This is a genomic window from Pseudomonas sp. GL-R-26 (genome assembly GCF_019947365.1).
Classification (GTDB): Bacteria; Pseudomonadota; Gammaproteobacteria; order Pseudomonadales; family Pseudomonadaceae; genus Aquipseudomonas.
In genome coordinates this window covers 157,664-175,365 of the sequence record NZ_JAGYGI010000014.1, presented here as the reverse complement: position 1 = coordinate 175,365, position 17,702 = coordinate 157,664, and the positions used below count along the sequence as shown (strand labels likewise).

Here is a 17,702-nt window from a genome sequence, read left to right as displayed (position 1 = left end):
CGATCAGAACTGATCAGCTTGCAGCTCGTAGAGGCAGTCGCTGCCGGCCTTGGCCGATGCGCTCAACGAGTGGATACGCGGCAGCAACCGGGCGAAGTAGAAACGCGCGGTGGCCAGTTTGCTGGTGTAGAAATCGTCTTCGGCATCGCCGCTCATGACGGCCTTGGCCATGCGTGCCCACATGTAGGCGTACGCGGTGTAGCCGAACACGTGCAGGTACTCGACCGAGGCCGCGCCGATTTCGTTCGGGTTGTTTTGTGCCCGGTCCAGCAGCCACGCGGTCAGGTCGTCGAGGGTGTCGACGGCGGCGTTCAACGGCTGGGTGAACTCGCCGAGGTCCGCGCAGGCAGTGGCGGTGAAGTTGCGGATTTCCGAAGCGAACAAGCGGTAGAGCGCCCCGCCGCTGCCGACGATCTTGCGTCCGGCCAGGTCAAGCGACTGGATGCCGTTGGTGCCTTCGTAGATCTGGGTGATGCGCACATCGCGCACCAGTTGCTCCTGGCCCCACTCACGGATGTAGCCGTGGCCGCCGAAGACCTGCTGGCCGTGGATGGTGGTTTCCAGGCCCATGTCGGTGAGAAAGGCCTTGGCCACCGGGGTCAGCAGCGATACCAGGTCCTGCGCGCGCTGGCGTGTCGGTGCGTCTTCGCTGTACTTGGCGATATCCAGTTGCAGGGCCACGTAGCTGGAGAACGCCCGCCCGCCTTCATTCAAGGCTTTCATGGTCAGCAGCATGCGGCGCACGTCCGGGTGCACGATGATCGGGTCGGCCGCTTTGTCCTTGTGCTGCGCGCCGGTCGGTGCGCGGCTTTGCAGGCGGTCACGGGCGTATGCGACGGCGTTCTGGTACGAACGCTCGCCCTGGGCCAGGCCCTGGATGCCGACGCCCAGACGCTCGTAGTTCATCATGGTGAACATGGCCGCCAGGCCTTTGTTCGGTGCGTCGACGATCCAGCCGGTGGCGCCGTCGAAGTTCATCACGCAGGTGGCAGAGGCCTTGATGCCCATCTTGTGTTCGATGGAGCCGCAGGACAGCGCGTTGTTTTCACCCAGCGAACCGTCGGCGTTGACCAACACTTTCGGCACCAGGAACAGCGAGATGCCTTTCGGCCCGGCCGGTGCGTCCGGCAGTCGCGCCAGTACCAGATGGATGATGTTTTCGGTCAGGTCGTGCTCGCCACCGGTGATGAAAATCTTGCTGCCACTGACCTTGTAACTGCCATCGGCCTGGGGTTCGGCCTTGGTGCGGATCAGGCCCAGGTCGGTACCGGAATGGGCTTCGGTCAGGCACATCGAACCGGTCCAGATGCCGGCGTACATGTTCGGCAAGTAAGCCGCTTTCAGTTCTTCACTGGCGTGGGCCTTGATCGACAGGCAGGCGCCGGCGGTCAGCATCGGGTACAGGCCGAACGACAGACTGGCCGAGTTGACCATCTCTTCGACCTGGGCCGAAATCGCCTTGGGCATGCCCATGCCGCCGTACTGCGGATCACCGCCGACACCCACCCAACCGCCTTCGGCGAAGGCTTGATAGGCCTGGGCAAAGCCGTCCGGGGCGGTGACCGCGCCGTCGTTCCACGTACAGCCCTGTTCGTCGCTGGCGCGGTTCAGTGGCGCGATCACTTCGCCGCTGATCTTGCCGGCCTCTTCGAGAATGGCGGCGGCGGTTTCTTCATCGATCACGTCGGCCAGGCCGGGTAATTGCGCCCAGAGCCGGGACACCTGGAAAACCTCGTTGAGTACGAAGCGCATGTCGCGCAGGGGAGCTTTGTAATCAGACATCTTGGCTTACTCGGAAGTGGTCACGGCATGGGGCATGCCGGGACGTTCAGTGGATTCAGTATTTTCGGTTGCCGCGACAGAACCAGGCTGAGGGGCTCGTTCGCGCAGCAGGAAGTAGGACAGGGCCGGAATCAGGATCAGCGCGCCGAGCATGTTCCACAGGAACATGAAGGTCAGCAGGATGCCCATGTCGGCCTGGAACTTGATCGGCGACCAGACCCAGCACACCACGCCGGCAGCGAGGGTGATGCCCACCAGCCCGACCACGCGGCCTGTGAAGGACACGGCGTTGCGGTAGGCCTCGGACAGCGGCAAGCCCTGGCGCTGGAAGTGCAACTGCACGCTGAGCAGGTACAGGGCGTAGTCCACGCCGATGCCCACGCCGAGGGCGATCACCGGCAGGGTCGCGACTTTCACACCGATACCCATGGCCACCATCAAGGCTTCACAGAGGATCGAGGTCAGCACCAGCGGCAACAGCGCCACCAGCGTGGCGCGCCAGCTGCGGAAGGTGATCAGGCAGAACAGCGTCACTGCCGCATACACGTACAGCAGCATGGTGCGGTTGGCTTCGCGGACCACGATGTTGGTTGCGGCTTCAATACCGGCGGTGCCAGCGGCGAGCAGGAACTGGCGATCCGCGGTGCTGTTTTCCTTGGCGAACTTGTCGGCAATCGCCACCACCGCATCCAGGGTTTCGGCCTTGTGATCCTTGAGGAAGGTGATCACCGGCATCAGCGAACAATCGGTGTTGAACAGCTCCGGCGAGTTGACCGAGGCTTGTTGCGCGGCGTAGTTGAGCACGTCCTGGTTGCGCTGGATGCTGTTGAGCTTGGGGTTGCCTTCGTAGGTGCCGGCGGTGATCTGGCGAACCGCGTTGACCAGGGACGAGGTCGCCTGCACGCCCGGATACTGTTGCAGTTCCCAGGCCAGGCGGTCGGCGAGGACCAGGGTCTTGTAGTTCAGGCAGCCTTCCGGCGCGGTCTTGATCATCACCGCGAACAGGTCGCTGGACAGCGCGTAATGCTGGGTGATGTAGGCGTTGTCGCGGTTGTAGCGCGAGTCGGCACGCAGCTCTGGTGCCCCGCTGTCGAGGTCGCCGATCTTCAGGTTCTGGCTGACCATGTAACCGCCGATGCCCATCAACACCGCGACCACTACCGCGCCCGTGGCCCACTTGGCCGTGGTGAAGCGATCGAGCGTGTCCCACAGTCTGCCGAAGCCTTTGTGCTTCTCGGCGCGGTTGTCGATTTTCAGTGCACGCTCGGCGGCTTTCGCACCGACGCCTACATAAGACAGTGCCACCGGCATCAACAACAGCGAGGTGAAGATCAGTACCGCGACACCAATGCTGGCGGTGATTGCCAGGTCCTGGATCACCGGGATGTCGATCAGCATCAACACGGCGAAACCCACGGCGTCGGCCAGCAGCGCGGTGACACCGGCGATGAACAGACGGCGGAAGGTGTAGCGCGCAGCGATCAGTTTATGGGTGCCACGGGCGATGTCCTGCATGATGCCGTTCATCTTCTGCGCGGCGTGGGACACGCCGATGGCGAAGATCAGGAACGGCACCAGCACCGAATACGGATCGATGGCGTAGCCGAGCCAGGCGACGATGCCCAGTTGCCAGACCACCGCGATCAGCGAGCAGCCGACCACCAGCAGGGTGCTGCGCACGCAACGGGTGTAGGCGTAGATGATGATCAGCGACGTGACCACGGCCAGGCCGAAGAACATCATCACCTGGATCAGGCCGTCGATCAGGTCGCCCATCAGTTTGGCGAAGCCGATCACCCGGACCTTGTAATGGCCGGTGCCTTCGACCCCGGATTTACGCGCAGCGCTGTCGCCGGCGTATTCGATCTTGTCGCGCAACTGCTCTTCGAGCATCTGCGAGAAGGCGTGGTAGTTGATGCGCTGGCCGCCGGCGGCGGCTTTGTCCATCAGCGGCACAATCAGCATGGTCGACTTGAAGTCGCTGGCCACCAGGCTGCCCACCAGACCGGCGCGGGAGATGTTCTGGCGCAACTGTTCAATGTCGGAGGGCGAGCCCTGATAGCTGTCGGGCATCACCGGGCCACCCTGGAAACCGTCCTCGGTGACTTCGGTCCAGCGCACGGCCGGGCTCCACAGCGACTTCATCCACGCGCGGTCGACGCCTTCGGTGAGGAACAGCTGGTCGTTGACCTGCTTGAGCACGTCGAGGTATTCGGGGTCGAAAATATCGCCCTGGGTGTTCTCGACCACCACCCGCACCGAGTTGCCCAGGCCACGCAGCGAAGCGCGGTTTTCCAGGAAGTTCTGGATGTAGGGCTGGCTCTGGGGAATCATTTTTTCGAAGCTTGGGCGCAACTCCAGGCGAGTCACCGCCATGAAGCCCAGCACCACGGTGGCGAGCGCCATCAGCAGCATGAACAGCGGGCGGTAGTTGAACACCAGCCGCTCGAGGAGGTTGCCGGAGCGCTGGTCGAAATCCCGCAGATCGCGGATCACCGGCATGGCGTCTTGTTTGATATTGCCCATGTCTGGGTTCTCGCTCTTAGGGTTCGAGGGCTGGATCGACGGACAGCGTCCGGGCGCCACGGCTGCCCGCTACCACCAACGCGCCAGCGGCGGACTGGGTGGCACCGGCGACCGGGGTCGGTGCCGGTTGCCGCACCAGATGCAACTGCGCGCCCGTGCCCTGGCTGACCAGCATCTGCCCGCCCTGGGTGAACAGGCGATAATGGCCACGGGCGTCGATCAGGCCGGCGGTGATGCTGACGTGCAGGCCGGTGTCCAGTGCGGTCCAGCTCTGGCCGCCGTCGGTGCTGCGCAACACGTTGCCGCGCAGGCCGTAGATCAGCACTTCGCCTGGCTTGCCGAGCACGCCGAAGAAGCTGCCTTGATAAGGCGTCGGCACGGCATTGAAGCGCTGGGCACTGTCGTCCCACTTGAGCAGCAGGCCTTGCTCGCCAGCGATGTACAGGCTGTCGCCGGTAGAGGCGATGGCATTGAGGTGGAAACCCTGGGGGTTGTCGGTGCGATCCTGGAATGGCGTCCAGGTCAAACCACCGTCGTCGGTGCGCAGGATCAGGTTGAATACACCGACCACATAGCCGGTCTTGTCGTTGGCGAACCAGACGTCGAGCAGCGGTTTGTCCGCGCCCTGATCGACTAGCTTCTGGCCCTCGGCGACCAGCAGCGGCCATTGCTCATTGCCAGGTTCGGCGCTGGCCAGCGCCGTGTAATGCTTGACCAGCAAGGCGCCGATCTGACGACCGTCGAGCTGCTTGCGCCAAGTCGCGCCGGCATCGCTGCTATGCAGCACCACGCCGTCATTACCCACCGCCCAGCCTTGGGTGGTGGTCGGAAAATTCACCGCAGTGAGGTCGGCACTGGCCGGTACGGCGGCCTGTTGCCAGTGGTTTCCCGAATCATCGGAAAACAGAATATGGCCACGCTGGCCGACGGTAATCACACGCCCACCGGCGCGGGTCATGCCGGACAACGGGCTGTTGATGGCCAAGGCACTGACACTGGCGGGCAGGTCCAGCACATCGACGTAATCGGCCGCCTGGGCGATACCCTGCGACAGGCCGAGCACAACGCCAAACGCGAGCTGCAACATATTATTTTTATACGAACACATACTGCGTCCTCTTCGGAAAACCGCGTCGGGGCACACATCCGTGTGCCTGACGTTCAAACCGGGCGCCCGCTCGGTCCCGCTACCTTGTGAGCAGCGGACCGTGCGGGCGCTTTTCTGCGGTTGGCTTAGCGAATACCGGCGCCGGCCAGGGATTCCGAAGACCACTGGGCCTTGGAGAGCGGCTCGATGTACTTGATGCCGCCGTAAGGGCCGACTACACCGTTGATGTTGTAGGAACCGCCGACCAGGTCGTAGATCATGAACGGCGTGGAGTCCGGAACCTGCTTGTCGTAGCTCTGGCTCAGGAAGGCGAAGGAACCGCGATAGAGCTGACCACGGGCGTCATATTGATCCGAGGCCAAAGCGGTCCAGCTGTCTTCATCGAGGTAGAAGCGGCGCTTCTGGTAGATGTGACGGGCACCGGCCTTGAGGTTGCCTTCGACGACCCATACACGGTGTTTTTCCCAGCGTACGAAGTCCGGTGACAGGTGATTGGCAGTGGTCAGCGACTTCGGATCCTGCACGTAGGTCAGCTTGTAGGTGTTGTAAGGCACGATCATTTCCTGCTTGCCCACCAGCTTCCAGTCGTAGCGATCCAGTGCACCGTTGAACACGAACACGTCATCGTAGGTGCCCGCGCCAGCGGTACCCGGGTTAGGCGTGTCGTAGGCCAGGCTCGGAGCCAGCTTTACCCGACGCTGCCCCGGCAAGTACTGCCAGGCGCGACGCGGTTGCTGCAACGGGTTGGCGGCATCCTTGAGCATGATCGCCTCACCGGCGCGGCGCGCTGGGCCGGTGTATGCCAGCTTCATCTGGTAGTACACATCGGAACTGCTGATCGGCTGCGAGAGGTTTTCGTAGATCGGGTAGGAGATGTTCGCTTGCCCGGTGGTCGCCAGGCTAGGAACGCCCGCGGAGTCAACGTTCCAGGAGTCGTACTTGGAGCTGATGCTGACGCCTTGGTAGCGCAACAGGAAGTTCCACATCGCTTCGTTGCCCGACTGCGGAATCGGGAACGGAATGCCTGGCAGGACGTTGTCGATGGCCAGGCCACCTTCCAGGGACTTGGCGCCGCTGGCGTTTTTCACGCCGTTGTCCAGAATCGCTTGAGGCAACGACACGGTGCGGTGCGTTGGGAACACGTCGACACGGAACGTCGGGAAACGCTTGGCCAGTTCTACCGTGGTCGCCGTGAGCAGGCCCTTGTATTGATCGACGTTCTTGCCGTCGATCACCAGTACCGGCTTTTCACTGGCAAACGGGTCCGGGCGCATGCTGTCGCCGGCTTTGAAGCTGGCCGGCGCAGTGGTCAAGCCACCGTTGTAGGCAGGAATGGAACCATCAGCGTTCCCGGCTTTTTCAGCCCCTACCATGGTCAGGCTGGTGCCGAGCTTGGCAGCTTCCTGAGGTGAAACAGCAGCCTGTGCCTGAGCGGCGAAGACCATGGCCAGCGAAGCGGCCAACACGGTTTTTACAAATTTCATGTTGTTATTCTCCTGCTTGCATTGAGCAAATCAGTGGTGAATCAGAATGTAGTTTTCATCGTCAGGTACACGGCGCCACGGTCCTCAGTCGTGGCACCACCTCCGGAGAAGGACGAGTAGCCGCCGGCGAAACAGGCGTAGTTTTCGTTGCCGCTAAAGGCGTTCGGGGTGGAGCCGTCGCCGCCGTTTGGGCCGGTACTCACACCGCTGGTGTTGCACTTGTCGGTTTGGCCAAAGGAGTCCACGTACTTCAGGTCGACAAAGTATTTGTTGTAAACAATGGCGCCCACGCCGACGGCATAGTTGCCGGTGTCCTTGGCACCGCCACCGGAGACCGGCGACACACCGTCGAGACCGACGTTGACGGACATTGGTGCGTTGAGGTCGACACCCGGGAATACCTGGTACCAGGTCGGTGTGAAGTTGACTGCCAGACCCCAGTTGTCACGGGTCGGCGCGTCGATACCGCGATAGCTGTCCTTGCCCTTGTAGAGCGCTTCGTTCTTGCTATCGAGCTTGAGCAGGTTGCTGTAGTACAGCTCGGCAAGCACGGTGGCCTGATCGAACACCGGCGTTTTCGGCAGGGTCATCAGACCGTTGAGAGTCCAGTGCAGGGTGTCACCGGTGGCGCTCATGCTGTCGCCACGGCTCGGGGTGTCATAGACCACACCGGTAGCGTCCGTACGTGCAGGCAGCAGACCAAGCCCTTGACCCAGGCCTAGCGGGCTGCGGGTACTGACGATCGCCGGAATACTGGCCAGCGGCATGTTGTGACGAACGTTCAGGTCCGAACCCACGCTGATTCCACCCACGTCCTTGGACAAGCTCAGGCCAAGGATCTTGATGTTATCGGCATAGGCCAGTTGATAGGTGGCGGTGTCCAGCGAATTGAGGGTGTTGATCACCGCAGGCACTTGCCCCGCCGGACGGGTGCCGTTCGGGTTGGCCGAGGTAATGCCCCTGGCGTCCAGAAAGGCTTGCGGCAGGATTTCCGAGGTTTCGCGGTAGTAAACGCCGAGGGTGCCATCCAGCCAGGCCGGCGACCATTTGGCCATGATGCCCCAGTCGCCGCTGCTGCCCGGTGTCAGGTCATGTCCGCGACGCACGTTGGTCAACGCGTTGCACGGCGCCAGGCCACAACCCAGCGGACTGCCAGGCACCACGGCGTTGGTGTTGCCGAGCAGGAACGATTGCGCACCAAAGCCGATCAGATCGGAACCACCGTAGTAGGTACCGGCTTCCGGCAGACGCGCGGCGTCCCAATCGAGGAAGTACTGGGCACCCACGGTCAGCTCGGGATTGACGGTGAACGACATCGACAATTGGTTACGCGGAACGAACAGTTCCTTGGCTTCGGTGCCCGGCGACGCGGCAAGCTTGGCCAGGTCGAGGCCGGACTGGCCATAGCTGACCGAGTGCACCGGGTTGAGAATGGTCTCGCCCCAGAACACGTTGTGCTGACCGGCCTTGACGCTGAACATCGACTCCTCGCCCACTTCGGTGCTGTAGAACACGAAGGCATCGAGGATTTCGCCCGAAGGGCCGCTGTAGTAGCGCTGGGCATAATTGCTCAGGTGCGGGCTGCCGTTGCCGACGTTGTCATGGGTGACCCCTGCCAGGCGCGGGTCGTTGGCGATCAGGCCCGAGGTCGATCCATTGCCGTTGACGAACGGGTTGGAGTTGGAGCCGGTGTTGTCATAGGCCTTGTCGTACCAGCTGGCGGCGCTGACGCGAAAGCCCATGGCGTTCTTGTAGACCACGTCCATTTCGGTCAACAGGTCGATACGGTTGGTGATGTTGGTACCGGCCTTGCGGAAGTTGTAGTCGCCGTCGTTGTTGTTCGGCGTTCCCAACATGCGCTTGTCGGCGCTTTCAGTGCGCACGCCGTAGTTGTACTTGATGGTGTTATCCACGCGTACGTTCCAGTCCGGATTCCCCATCTCGATCTCGGCCGCATGGGCCACCGGTACGGTTGCCACAAGAATGGCTGAGGCCAGCAAGGTGCAGCGTGGAGCGGTGAAGCCGTGACTCTTATTGTTGTGCATTGCGTTGTCTCCGCCTTTTTGTCTTTGTTTTAAGCGCAGCCGCCCTCGCACAAACCTCTTCGGGTTTGCGTTTAAGGAATGAGGGCAAATGCCGGTTGGCGTACTGCCAGTCCAGCTCCTTGTACTAGCGATCCAGCTCCAGGATGAGTGCTTCAGCTTGCTGCCAGTGGCCAAATCCTGCGGCCGGATTGAGATGGCCGACATCGCCCAGATTGAGCAATTCGGCGCCCCAGCCTTCTGCCATGCGGGTGACCGCAGCAAGACTGGCAAGGTGATCATTGGTGCTGCCGGCCACGATGCTGCGAAATGGCAGCGGGCCTTGTGGCAGAGGATTCCAGCCCTGGCTACGCAGGGTTTCAGAAGATGGATAGTTTGACGGCCAGACCGCATCGAGGTCCGGTGGCGCGGCCAGCAAGGCGCCCTTGATCGGACGGCTGTAGTGCGCGGCCCAGTGCGCGACCATCAGCACGCCGGCGCTGTGGGCCACCAGAATCACAGGGCCGTCGATTTGTTCGAGTTCGTGTTGAATCGCCCGCACACGGGCCATGCAATCGAGTTTGTCGGTCTCCAGCGGCGCAACACTGCGCACGTTGCTCAGCCTGGCGGCAAGCAATGTTTGCCAATGTTCGGCCACGTGCTCGCGCAGACCCGGAACGATCAGAATGGTGGCGGCTGTTTGCAGTTTGTCCACGGTCAACACCTTCGCTTTCTCGATAACTCGACTGGCAGTTTTCGCCAGGGGCTTTTTGTAGGGTCGACATTAAAGAGCGCCCACCCGAAGCGCTTTACATTGGACGTCATGCACTTTTCTTTTGATGACAAATTGTCGGACACTAGGACAGCGCGACCACTGGTCGAAAAACCCCGCAGGTTGGCGCAAGGTCACTGTAATCAACGGATGAGCGCCGATGGTTCCATGCAGCGTAGAAGATTGGTGACCGGACAGCATGAAATCCATCAACGACATGACAACTGTTCAACTGTTGATACGCTGGATATAGTCGCCACGCTCACGCCAATCGCCATCGGCCCAGGGAAGACTTTGCATGACCAAGCTTGTTCGCGCCGCCGTCTTGACCAACTACCTGGAGGTCACCCAATACCTGGGTTTCAACCCGCGCGACGTGCTGGCCGCTGTCGGCTTGAGCAGGGCCCAACTGCAAGCCCCTGAACACCGTATCCAGATCGATGCCGCCGTGCGCTTGCTGGAAGACTCGGCCACCGCCAGCGGCTGCCAGACCTTCGGCCTGAGCATGGCCGAGTCGCGTCAGCTCTCGGACTTCGGCGTGGTCAGCCTGCTGCTCAGTCACCAGCGCACCCTGCGCGATGCCTTGCAGGTCGTGGTGGATTACCGACACTTGATGAATGACTCGCTGGCCATCTTCATCGAGGAGGCCGGCAAGATGGTGATCATTCGCGAAGAGGTGGTCACCGAAACGCCGATGCCCAGCCGTCAGGCCACGGAGCTGGCCATCGGCGTGATGTTCCGGCTGTGCTCGGCCCTGCTGGGCTCGCATTGGCATCCCTACAGCGTCAACTTCATGCACCAGCCACCGGACAACCTGCACCTGCACCGCCGCCTGTTCGGCTGCAACCTGGAGTTCGGCAGCGAGTTCAACGGCATCGTCTGCCCTGACATCAGCCTCGACATGACCAACCCCAACGCCGACCCGGCCATGGCCCGCTATGCCCAGGGCTACCTCGACTCGCTGCAGAACCACGAGGGCGCCTCGATGCTGTTCGAGGTGCGCAAGGCCATCTACCTGCTGTTGCCCATGGGCCGCGCCACCATCGAGCAGGTCGCCCAGAGCCAGGGCATGAACGTGCGCACCCTGCAACGCCGCCTCAAGGACGACAGTTGCGCCTTCAACGACGTGATCAACGACGTACGCCGCGACCTGGTGCTGCGTTACCTGGACAACCCGAACTACCCCCTCAGCCGCATTGCCGACATGCTCGGCTACTCGATGGCGAGTTCGTTTACCCGCTGGTTCATCAGCCAGTTCGGCATGCCGCCGGCGACGTGGCGCGCGCAGAAACAAACCACTGGCAAACCCCTCGCCGGCCCGAAAGAACCCTGAATCGACCGGGCAAAAAAAACGGCGACTGCTGGTACAGTCGCCGCGAAAGACCGGTGCTTGTAGCACCGGTCTGGAGCCCCACGGCATGAGGAGTCAACGCCGTGCAGCCCTGCCATAAAGCGAACGAGTGGTGACGCGCTCAGAGGCCCCAGTGCAGTAACAACAGCACCAGCACGACCAGGAACACCGTCTCCCCGACCATCAGCAGAATCGGCTTGATCCCGACCGCCGCCAGCTCCCTGAGCCGGGTCTTCATGCCCAGGGCACTGATGGAAATCACCAGGCACCAGCGCGACAGTTCGTTGACCGATCCTTGCACCGCAGGCGCTATCCAGCCGGTGCTGTTGATGCAGGCCAGAATCAGAAAGCCGACGGCGAACCACGGCAACAGCGGCGGGCGCTTGCCGGTCGGGTCGGCGCCTTGCATGCGGGTGATCATTGCCGCGGTGACGATCACCGGCAGCAGCATCGCAACGCGCATCAGCTTGACCACCGTGGCCGTGTCGCCGGTCTCGGTCGACATGCTGTAGCCGGCGCCGACCACCTGGGCCACGTCGTGGATCGTGGCGCCGAGAAACACGCCCGCCACCTGCGGTGACAACTGCAGCCAGTTGGCGATCATCGGATAGACGATCATCGCCATCGTCGACAACGCCGACACGCCAATGACCGTGAACAGTGTGGCGCGCTCTTTCTGCGGATGGTTCGGCAGCGCCGCTGCCAATGCCAGGGCCGCTGAGGCGCCACAGATGGCCGTCGCGCCACCGGTGAGCATGCCGAACAGCCGCTGAAAGCCCAGGGCCTTGGCGGCGATCACAGACACGCTGATGGTCACTACCACCAGGATCACCACCAGCGCTATCGGCTTCCAGCCCAGCGCCGCCATTTGCTCCAGGGTAATGCGCATGCCCAGCAGCGCCACGCCGATGCGCAGCACCGTGCGGGCGGTGAACTCGATACCGGCCTTGCAGGGGCCGTCATCGGCGAGAAAATTCAGGGCCATGCCCAGCAGCAAGGCAAACAGCATGACCGGCGCACCGTAGTGCTCGGACAGAAACGACGCGGCGGCCGCGACAATCAGACTGACGATAAACCCCGGTGCCAGTTCGCGCGTGCGACTGTGGATACGGGTGAGAGCAATGGCGCTCATGGCGCGGACTCCTCGGATGCGATGATGATAAACGCCTGGCCGTCGATGATCTCGACCGGGTAGTTGGTGACTTTGACCTGCCTGGAATTGAGCAGGTAACCGCTGTGCAAATCGAAGCGCAAACCATGGGCGAGGCATTGAATCACCCGGCCTTCAAGACGCCCTCCGCAAAGCGAGGAGCCTTGGTGCGGGCAGCTGTCGTCAATGGCAAACAACTGCCCGTCGACGTTGAACAGCGCCAGGCTTTTGTCTTCGAACTCGAACAGCGCCCGGCCACCGGCCTGCGGGTGCTTGCCGGCTGGCACGGGAATGCGCCGGGTCATGCTGGCTGCCGCTCGCGATCACTTTCTTTCAGTGCCTGGCTCATGGCCCCGAGCAATGCCTCGGCAGGTTGCGCGCCCACGACCGTCATGCGGCGGTCGAACTGAAAACTAGGCACGCCACTGCTCGCCCCAGGCAAGCCTTCAAACGGCGTGGTGTCGCCCATCAGGCAATCGGCCATGGTCTCTGCATCAAAGCCGCAGGAGCGAGCGATGGCGAGCAAGGTCTCACGGCAGCCGAGGTCTTCGCCCTTCTGGAAGTAAGCGGCGAACAGGCGCTCGAGCAAGACGTCACGCTGGACAACATTGCCTAGCGTGCTGGCACGCTCGAGCAAACGATGGGCGTCGGCGGTGTTGGGCATCGTCGCGATGCGGGTCAAGTCGATGGCCAGCCCGACTGCCGAAGCCGCCTGCTGGACCTGGGCCTGACGTATGGCCACGGCGTCAGCATTGCCCAGACGCTTGCGGTAGAAATCGGCGAAAGGTTCACCTTCTACCGGTATCTGGGGCAGCAACTGCACGCCATGCCACACCGTGGTGATCTGCACATCCGGGTGGCGACTGCGAAACTGCACCTGCGCATGCTCCAGTTGGCGTTTGCCGATCAGGCACCAGGGGCAGATAAAATCGAAAAACACATCAATACGTAAACGACGACTCACAACTTCACCTCTATCCCGGCTTCACTGACAGGGTCAGGCACGCTCTGACCCTGAAGGCGGGCAATATCTTTGTGGTAATGACACTTGGCATAAAAGAACACCGCCGCCGCCGCGAGGCTAACCAGTGGCACCAGTTGAAACGCGGCATGCAGACCGATGAGGTCCGACACCCGGCCGGTGATGAACGGCCCCGGCGCCAGCCCCAGCATGTTGTTGGCCAGGGTCAGCGTGGCGAACGCCGTACCGTGCACCGAGTAATGGGTCAGGTTGGCGACCATCGCACCGGCGGGGCCAGTGGTACCGGTGGCAATCAGCATGCCCAGGCAGATCAGCAGCAGTTGCACTGGCCCTGCCTGCAAGGCAAAGGCCGCCGACAGCAACAGGCAACTGCCCAGGCAAAAGCCGATGGCCAGGCTGACCTTGCGCTCCGGCGAGTTGCGGCACAGCCGATCGCTGAGCATGCCGCACAGGATCATCCCCGCGCCGCTGCACAACACGATGATCGCCGCCATGCCACCGGCCTTGTCGGTAGGCATGTCGTAGTAGCGATTGAGGTAGCTGGGAATCCACACCATCACCGTACCGCCGACGAACAACTGCAAGCCGCTGCCGATGTAGGTCGCCACCACCGAACGGCTGGACCACAGCGTGCGCAGTGGGCGCTTGACCGCCGCGGCCGTCTTGTTCGCAATCTGCGCGGCACGTTGTGGCGCAATGCGCGCTTCCTTGACGATGAGCGGATAGAGCACCGCCAGAAACAGGCCAAACAGCGACATGCCGGCGAACGACCAGCGCCAGCCCAGCTTGGCGGCAATCGCACCGCCCAAAGCCATGCCCAACACCGAACCGAACATCCCGCCAGCCATGAAGGCACTGGCCAGGGTGGCGCGCATGTGTTTGGGGAACACCGAAATCACCACCGCGATGCCCACGCTGCCGTAGGCGGCTTCGCCGACGCCGACCATGAATCGCGCGATGAACATCTGCTGGTAGTCCTGGGCCAGCGCGCAACCCAGGGTCGCCACGCTCCACAGGAACGCCATCAGTGCCAGGCTCTTGACCCGGCCGAAACGGTCGGCCATCAACGACAGGGGAAACGTCAGCAGGCCGACCATCAGGGCAACGATGCCGCTGAGCAAACCGAGCTGTCCGTCGCTCAACGACCACTCAGTCTTGAGCAGGGGGAATACCGCGTTCAGTACCTGACGCGACATGTAATCGGAAATCAACAGGCCGAACGTCAAGGCAAAGACGATCCAGGCATATTGGCGCGCAACGCCGACTCCGCTGGAGTCGTCATCGTCAGCGGCTATTGGGTGAAAGGCCATGCAGCCTCCTCAAGAGCTTTGTTTTATTTTTGTTATCAAGCGTGTAACGGTCAGGCGGACGAGAGGTCACGGCCTCTCGTCCCGACCCTCGGTCAACCGCGTTGCGGAGTACCTTTCTGCCCAGCCTTGCGGTTGGGGGCCATGCCATTGGCCAACAGGGTTTCTTCGATGGTTTCGTACTGCACGCCGATGCGGTAGATCTCGCGGGCTTCTTTGCCGGTGGCGATTTCACGGCCCAGTTCATGGGCAATGCGCACGGTTTGCTGGATCTGTGCAACCGAGCCGAAACGGTCGCCCTTGTGGTCAATGATAGTGTCTTCATTGCCCACACGCGGGTGCATGCCCATGGCCATCGACATGGTGTTGAACGGCATGACGTTCTTGAGCAGCGACTCGGAGGTCAGGGTGCAACCGTCCGGCGCGCGGTGGATGAAGTTGAAGAAGTTGAACGGGTTCGGGCCGTCGAAACCGCCGCCGATGCCGATCCAGGTCAGGTTCAGCGGGCCTTTGTAAACGCCACGGCGCACCAGGCGCTCGAGGGTTTCCATGGCGTGCATGCCGGTCAACTGGAAGTGTGGCTGGATGCCGTTGTCCATCAGGCGCTTGAGGTGCTCGGCAACCCAGCCCGGACCTGCCGGTACGGTCATTTCGCTGTAGGCGGCGTGGATCAACGGGTTGTCCAGAGAGGTGCCTTTCAGGTACTCCGGATACAACAGCTCCATGATGTTCATCTGGGTGGTGTTGATCGCGACCGTGACCTGATCCGGTTTCGGCGTCAGCTCGGCCAGCATGTGGCGAGTGTCGTCGGACAGCCACTTGGCCGCTTCACCATCGCTTTCGGGGGCGAAGGAAATCGAGCCGCCGACCTGGATGATCATGTCTGGCACGGCTTCACGCACACCGGCGATCAGCTCGTTGAACTTCGACAGGCGCTTGGAGCCCTTGCCGTCCAGTTCACGCACATGCAGGTGCAGCACGGTGGCGCCGGCTTCGTAGCATTCGACCGCTTTCTGGACTTGCTCATCCATGGTCAACGGGATGTCTTCCGGGAAGTCTTCAGGCATCCACTCCGGGCCGTACGGGGCCACGGTAATGACTACCTTTTCCATGTTTTCCGGGTGCAGGGAATCGTCGAAGAATTGCATGGTTACTCCAGTTCTTATGCCAGTTCTTATGATTGTCTCGCCCACCCGGGGTCGTGCCGGGCAGACGTGTTTACGAGTGCGAATGCAGGTGGCGTTCGATCAGAACGTCTTGTCGCCGATAATCCCGGCACGCTCCATCTTGCGATGGCACGGCGGGTAATCCATGACGGCGTAATGCTGGGTACTGCGGTTGTCCCAGATGGCGATGCTGTTGGGCTTCCAGCGCCAGCGCACCTGATACTCAGGGATGTACGCCTGGCTGATCAGGTAACGCAGCAACTCGCCGGCGCCGGGGTTGGCGTCCTGGCCGAAACGCACCCGCTCAGGGGTGTGGTAGTTGCTGAAGTGGGTGGTGAAGGCGTTGACGAACAGCACCTTCTCGCCGGTTTCCGGATGGGTGCGCACCACCGGGTGTTCGGCGTCCGGGTACATCGCCTTGAGCGCCAGGCGTTTTTCAATCGGCATGGCGGCACCGAAGCTCGCTTCGATGCTGTGGCGGGCGCGCAGGTCGGCGATCTTGACCTTTACGTCTTCCGGCAAGTTCGCATAGGCCTGGACCATGTTGGTCCACATGGTGTCGCCGCCCACTGGCGGGCATTCCACGCAACGCAGCACGCAGCCCATCGGCGGTGCTTCGCGCCAGGTGGCGTCGGTGTGCCAGGCGTTTTCGTAGCGGTCCATCGGCTGGTCCGGATTCTTGTAGATCCGCACCAAACCGGGATGATCCGGATCACTGCCGGCCACCGGATGATCTTCCAGCTCGCCGAAGCGCCGGGCGAAGGCCACGTGCTCGGCGCGGGTGATGTCCTGGTCACGCAGGAACACCACGCGGTGCTTGAGCAACTGGGCACGAATCTCGGCAAACAGACCGTCGTCATGCACCGCGTCGGCCAGGTTGACGCCGATCAGTTCGGCACCAATGCTGCAGGTCAATTGTTCGACTTTCATGGCTGGCCGCTCCTTAAACGACGAAAATCGACGAGCCGGTAGTCTTGCGAGATTCAAGGTCGCGATGGGCCTGAACGGCATCCTGCAAGGCGTAGTGCTGGTTGATCTCGATCTTGATCCGGCCGCTGCCGACATGGTCGAACAACTCACCGGCCAGGGCGGCTTTTTCGGCCGGGTCGCTGATGTAGTTGGCCAGGGCCGGACGGGTCAGGAACAGCGAACCTTTCATCGCCAGCATCACCGGGTCGAACGCCGGGATCGGCCCGGATGCAGTACCCACGCAGACCATCAGGCCACGGGGTTTCAACGAATCCAGCGAACCCATGAAGGTGTTCTTGCCAACGCTGTCGAACACCACGTTGACGCCCACACCGTCGGTCAATTCGCGAACGCGAGCGGCGACGTCTTCATGGCTGTAATTGATCGTATGGTCGCAACCGTGAGCCCGGGCGATTTCCGCCTTTTGCTCGGTCGACACCGTGCCGATCACGTTCAGGCCCAGCAGTTTGGCCCACTGCGAAACGATCAGGCCGACACCGCCAGCGGCGGCATGCAACAGGATGCTGTCGCCCGGCTTGAAGTCGTAGATGCGGCGCATCAGGTACGAAGACGTCAGGCCACGCATGGTCATCGCGGCGGCCGTTTCGAAACTGATGGTTTCCGGCAGCTTGATCAGCGGCGCGGCCGGGATCAGGCGCTCGGTGCTGTAGGCGCCGAGGGTGTTGAGGAAACCGGTGTAGGTGACGCGATCACCGACTTCGACGTTGGTGACCCCTTCACCAACGGCCTGGACTACGCCAGAGGCCTCGACGCCCATGCCGTTGGGCATCGGAATCGGGTAGGTACCGTTACGGAAATAGGTGTCGGCATAGTTCAGGCCAACCGCCACATGACGAAGGCGAACCTGACCCGGACCGGGTTCGCCGACTTCGACGTCCTCATAACGTAGAACTTCGGGACCACCGGTTTCGTAGAAGCGTACGGCTTTGGCCATTTTTCTTATTCTCCAATCTGCAATATGGGCGTGTTGCATCGAATTGCGCTGATTGGACTGTAGGACGAGGCCTGTTGAGACGCTTCTCATCAGACGACAATGGCTTTTCATTTGGTGACAGGCAGAAAC

The 17,702-nt window shown here is 61.9% G+C and carries 14 protein-coding genes; 1 reads left to right on the top strand and 13 read right to left on the bottom strand.

Annotated elements, in window-relative coordinates; translation table 11 throughout:
- Positions 1-3: 3 nt before the first annotated feature.
- The 6 genes from KGA96_RS16780 to KGA96_RS16755 form a co-directional block, all read right to left on the bottom strand.
- A complete protein-coding gene (locus tag KGA96_RS16780; protein WP_223467387.1) occupies positions 4-1,782 on the bottom strand; it encodes an acyl-CoA dehydrogenase C-terminal domain-containing protein in 1,779 nt (592 codons plus the stop codon).
- A 6-nt stretch (positions 1,783-1,788) separates the two neighbouring features.
- Positions 1,789-4,308, bottom strand: coding sequence for an efflux RND transporter permease subunit (locus tag KGA96_RS16775; RefSeq protein ID WP_223513718.1), 2,520 nt, complete (start codon positions 4,306-4,308; stop codon positions 1,789-1,791).
- Positions 4,309-4,324: 16 nt separating this feature from the next.
- Positions 4,325-5,416, bottom strand: a complete 1,092-nt coding sequence (locus KGA96_RS16770) for a WD40/YVTN/BNR-like repeat-containing protein (protein ID WP_046040249.1) — start codon at positions 5,414-5,416, stop codon at positions 4,325-4,327.
- 125 nt (positions 5,417-5,541) lie between these two features.
- A complete protein-coding gene (locus KGA96_RS16765) occupies positions 5,542-6,900 on the bottom strand; it encodes a DUF1329 domain-containing protein (protein WP_223513715.1) in 1,359 nt (452 codons plus the stop codon).
- Between the two features lie 41 nt (positions 6,901-6,941).
- Positions 6,942-8,945, bottom strand: coding sequence for a DUF1302 domain-containing protein (locus KGA96_RS16760; protein ID WP_223513712.1), 2,004 nt, complete (start codon positions 8,943-8,945; stop codon positions 6,942-6,944).
- A gap of 124 nt (positions 8,946-9,069) precedes the next feature.
- Positions 9,070-9,636 carry an RBBP9/YdeN family alpha/beta hydrolase gene (locus tag KGA96_RS16755; RefSeq protein WP_046040290.1) on the bottom strand — a complete coding sequence of 189 codons (567 nt, stop codon included), beginning with the start codon at positions 9,634-9,636 and terminating at the stop codon, positions 9,070-9,072.
- Between the two features lie 355 nt (positions 9,637-9,991).
- Here KGA96_RS16755 and KGA96_RS16750 point away from each other — a divergent pair, with 355 nt between their 5' ends.
- The gene (locus tag KGA96_RS16750) at positions 9,992-11,026 is read left to right on the top strand and encodes an AraC family transcriptional regulator (protein ID WP_046040243.1); all 1,035 of its coding nucleotides are present in this window, start codon (positions 9,992-9,994) and stop codon (positions 11,024-11,026) included.
- A 139-nt stretch (positions 11,027-11,165) separates the two neighbouring features.
- On the opposite strand, the gene KGA96_RS16745 is transcribed toward KGA96_RS16750, so the two are convergent.
- The 7 genes from KGA96_RS16745 to KGA96_RS16715 all read right to left on the bottom strand — a co-directional run bounded on the left by KGA96_RS16745 (position 11,166) and on the right by KGA96_RS16715 (position 17,573).
- Entirely contained in the window at positions 11,166-12,176 is a 1,011-nt protein-coding gene (locus tag KGA96_RS16745) for a YeiH family protein (RefSeq protein ID WP_223513702.1), read from the bottom strand.
- Positions 12,173-12,499, bottom strand: a complete 327-nt coding sequence (locus KGA96_RS16740; RefSeq protein ID WP_046040240.1) for a Rieske (2Fe-2S) protein — start codon at positions 12,497-12,499, stop codon at positions 12,173-12,175. Before KGA96_RS16740 ends, KGA96_RS16745 begins: the two co-directional genes overlap by 4 nt.
- Positions 12,496-13,158 (bottom strand): DsbA family oxidoreductase, encoded by a 663-nt coding sequence (locus tag KGA96_RS16735; RefSeq protein WP_046040238.1) that lies wholly within the window; start codon positions 13,156-13,158, stop codon positions 12,496-12,498. Before KGA96_RS16735 ends, KGA96_RS16740 begins: the two co-directional genes overlap by 4 nt.
- The gene (locus tag KGA96_RS16730) at positions 13,155-14,486 is read right to left on the bottom strand and encodes an MFS transporter (protein ID WP_046040237.1); all 1,332 of its coding nucleotides are present in this window, start codon (positions 14,484-14,486) and stop codon (positions 13,155-13,157) included. The genes KGA96_RS16735 and KGA96_RS16730 overlap by 4 nt, the downstream gene beginning before the upstream one ends.
- Positions 14,487-14,578: 92 nt before the next feature.
- Positions 14,579-15,631: a 3-keto-5-aminohexanoate cleavage protein gene (locus KGA96_RS16725; RefSeq protein WP_046040235.1), complete on the bottom strand. Its 1,053-nt coding sequence runs from the start codon at positions 15,629-15,631 to the stop codon at positions 14,579-14,581.
- Between the two features lie 99 nt (positions 15,632-15,730).
- Positions 15,731-16,579, bottom strand: a complete 849-nt coding sequence (locus KGA96_RS16720) for a TauD/TfdA dioxygenase family protein (RefSeq protein ID WP_007979208.1) — start codon at positions 16,577-16,579, stop codon at positions 15,731-15,733.
- A 13-nt stretch (positions 16,580-16,592) separates the two neighbouring features.
- Positions 16,593-17,573, bottom strand: a complete 981-nt coding sequence (locus tag KGA96_RS16715) for a quinone oxidoreductase family protein (protein WP_046040234.1) — start codon at positions 17,571-17,573, stop codon at positions 16,593-16,595.
- Between the last annotated feature and the right edge of the window lie 129 nt (positions 17,574-17,702).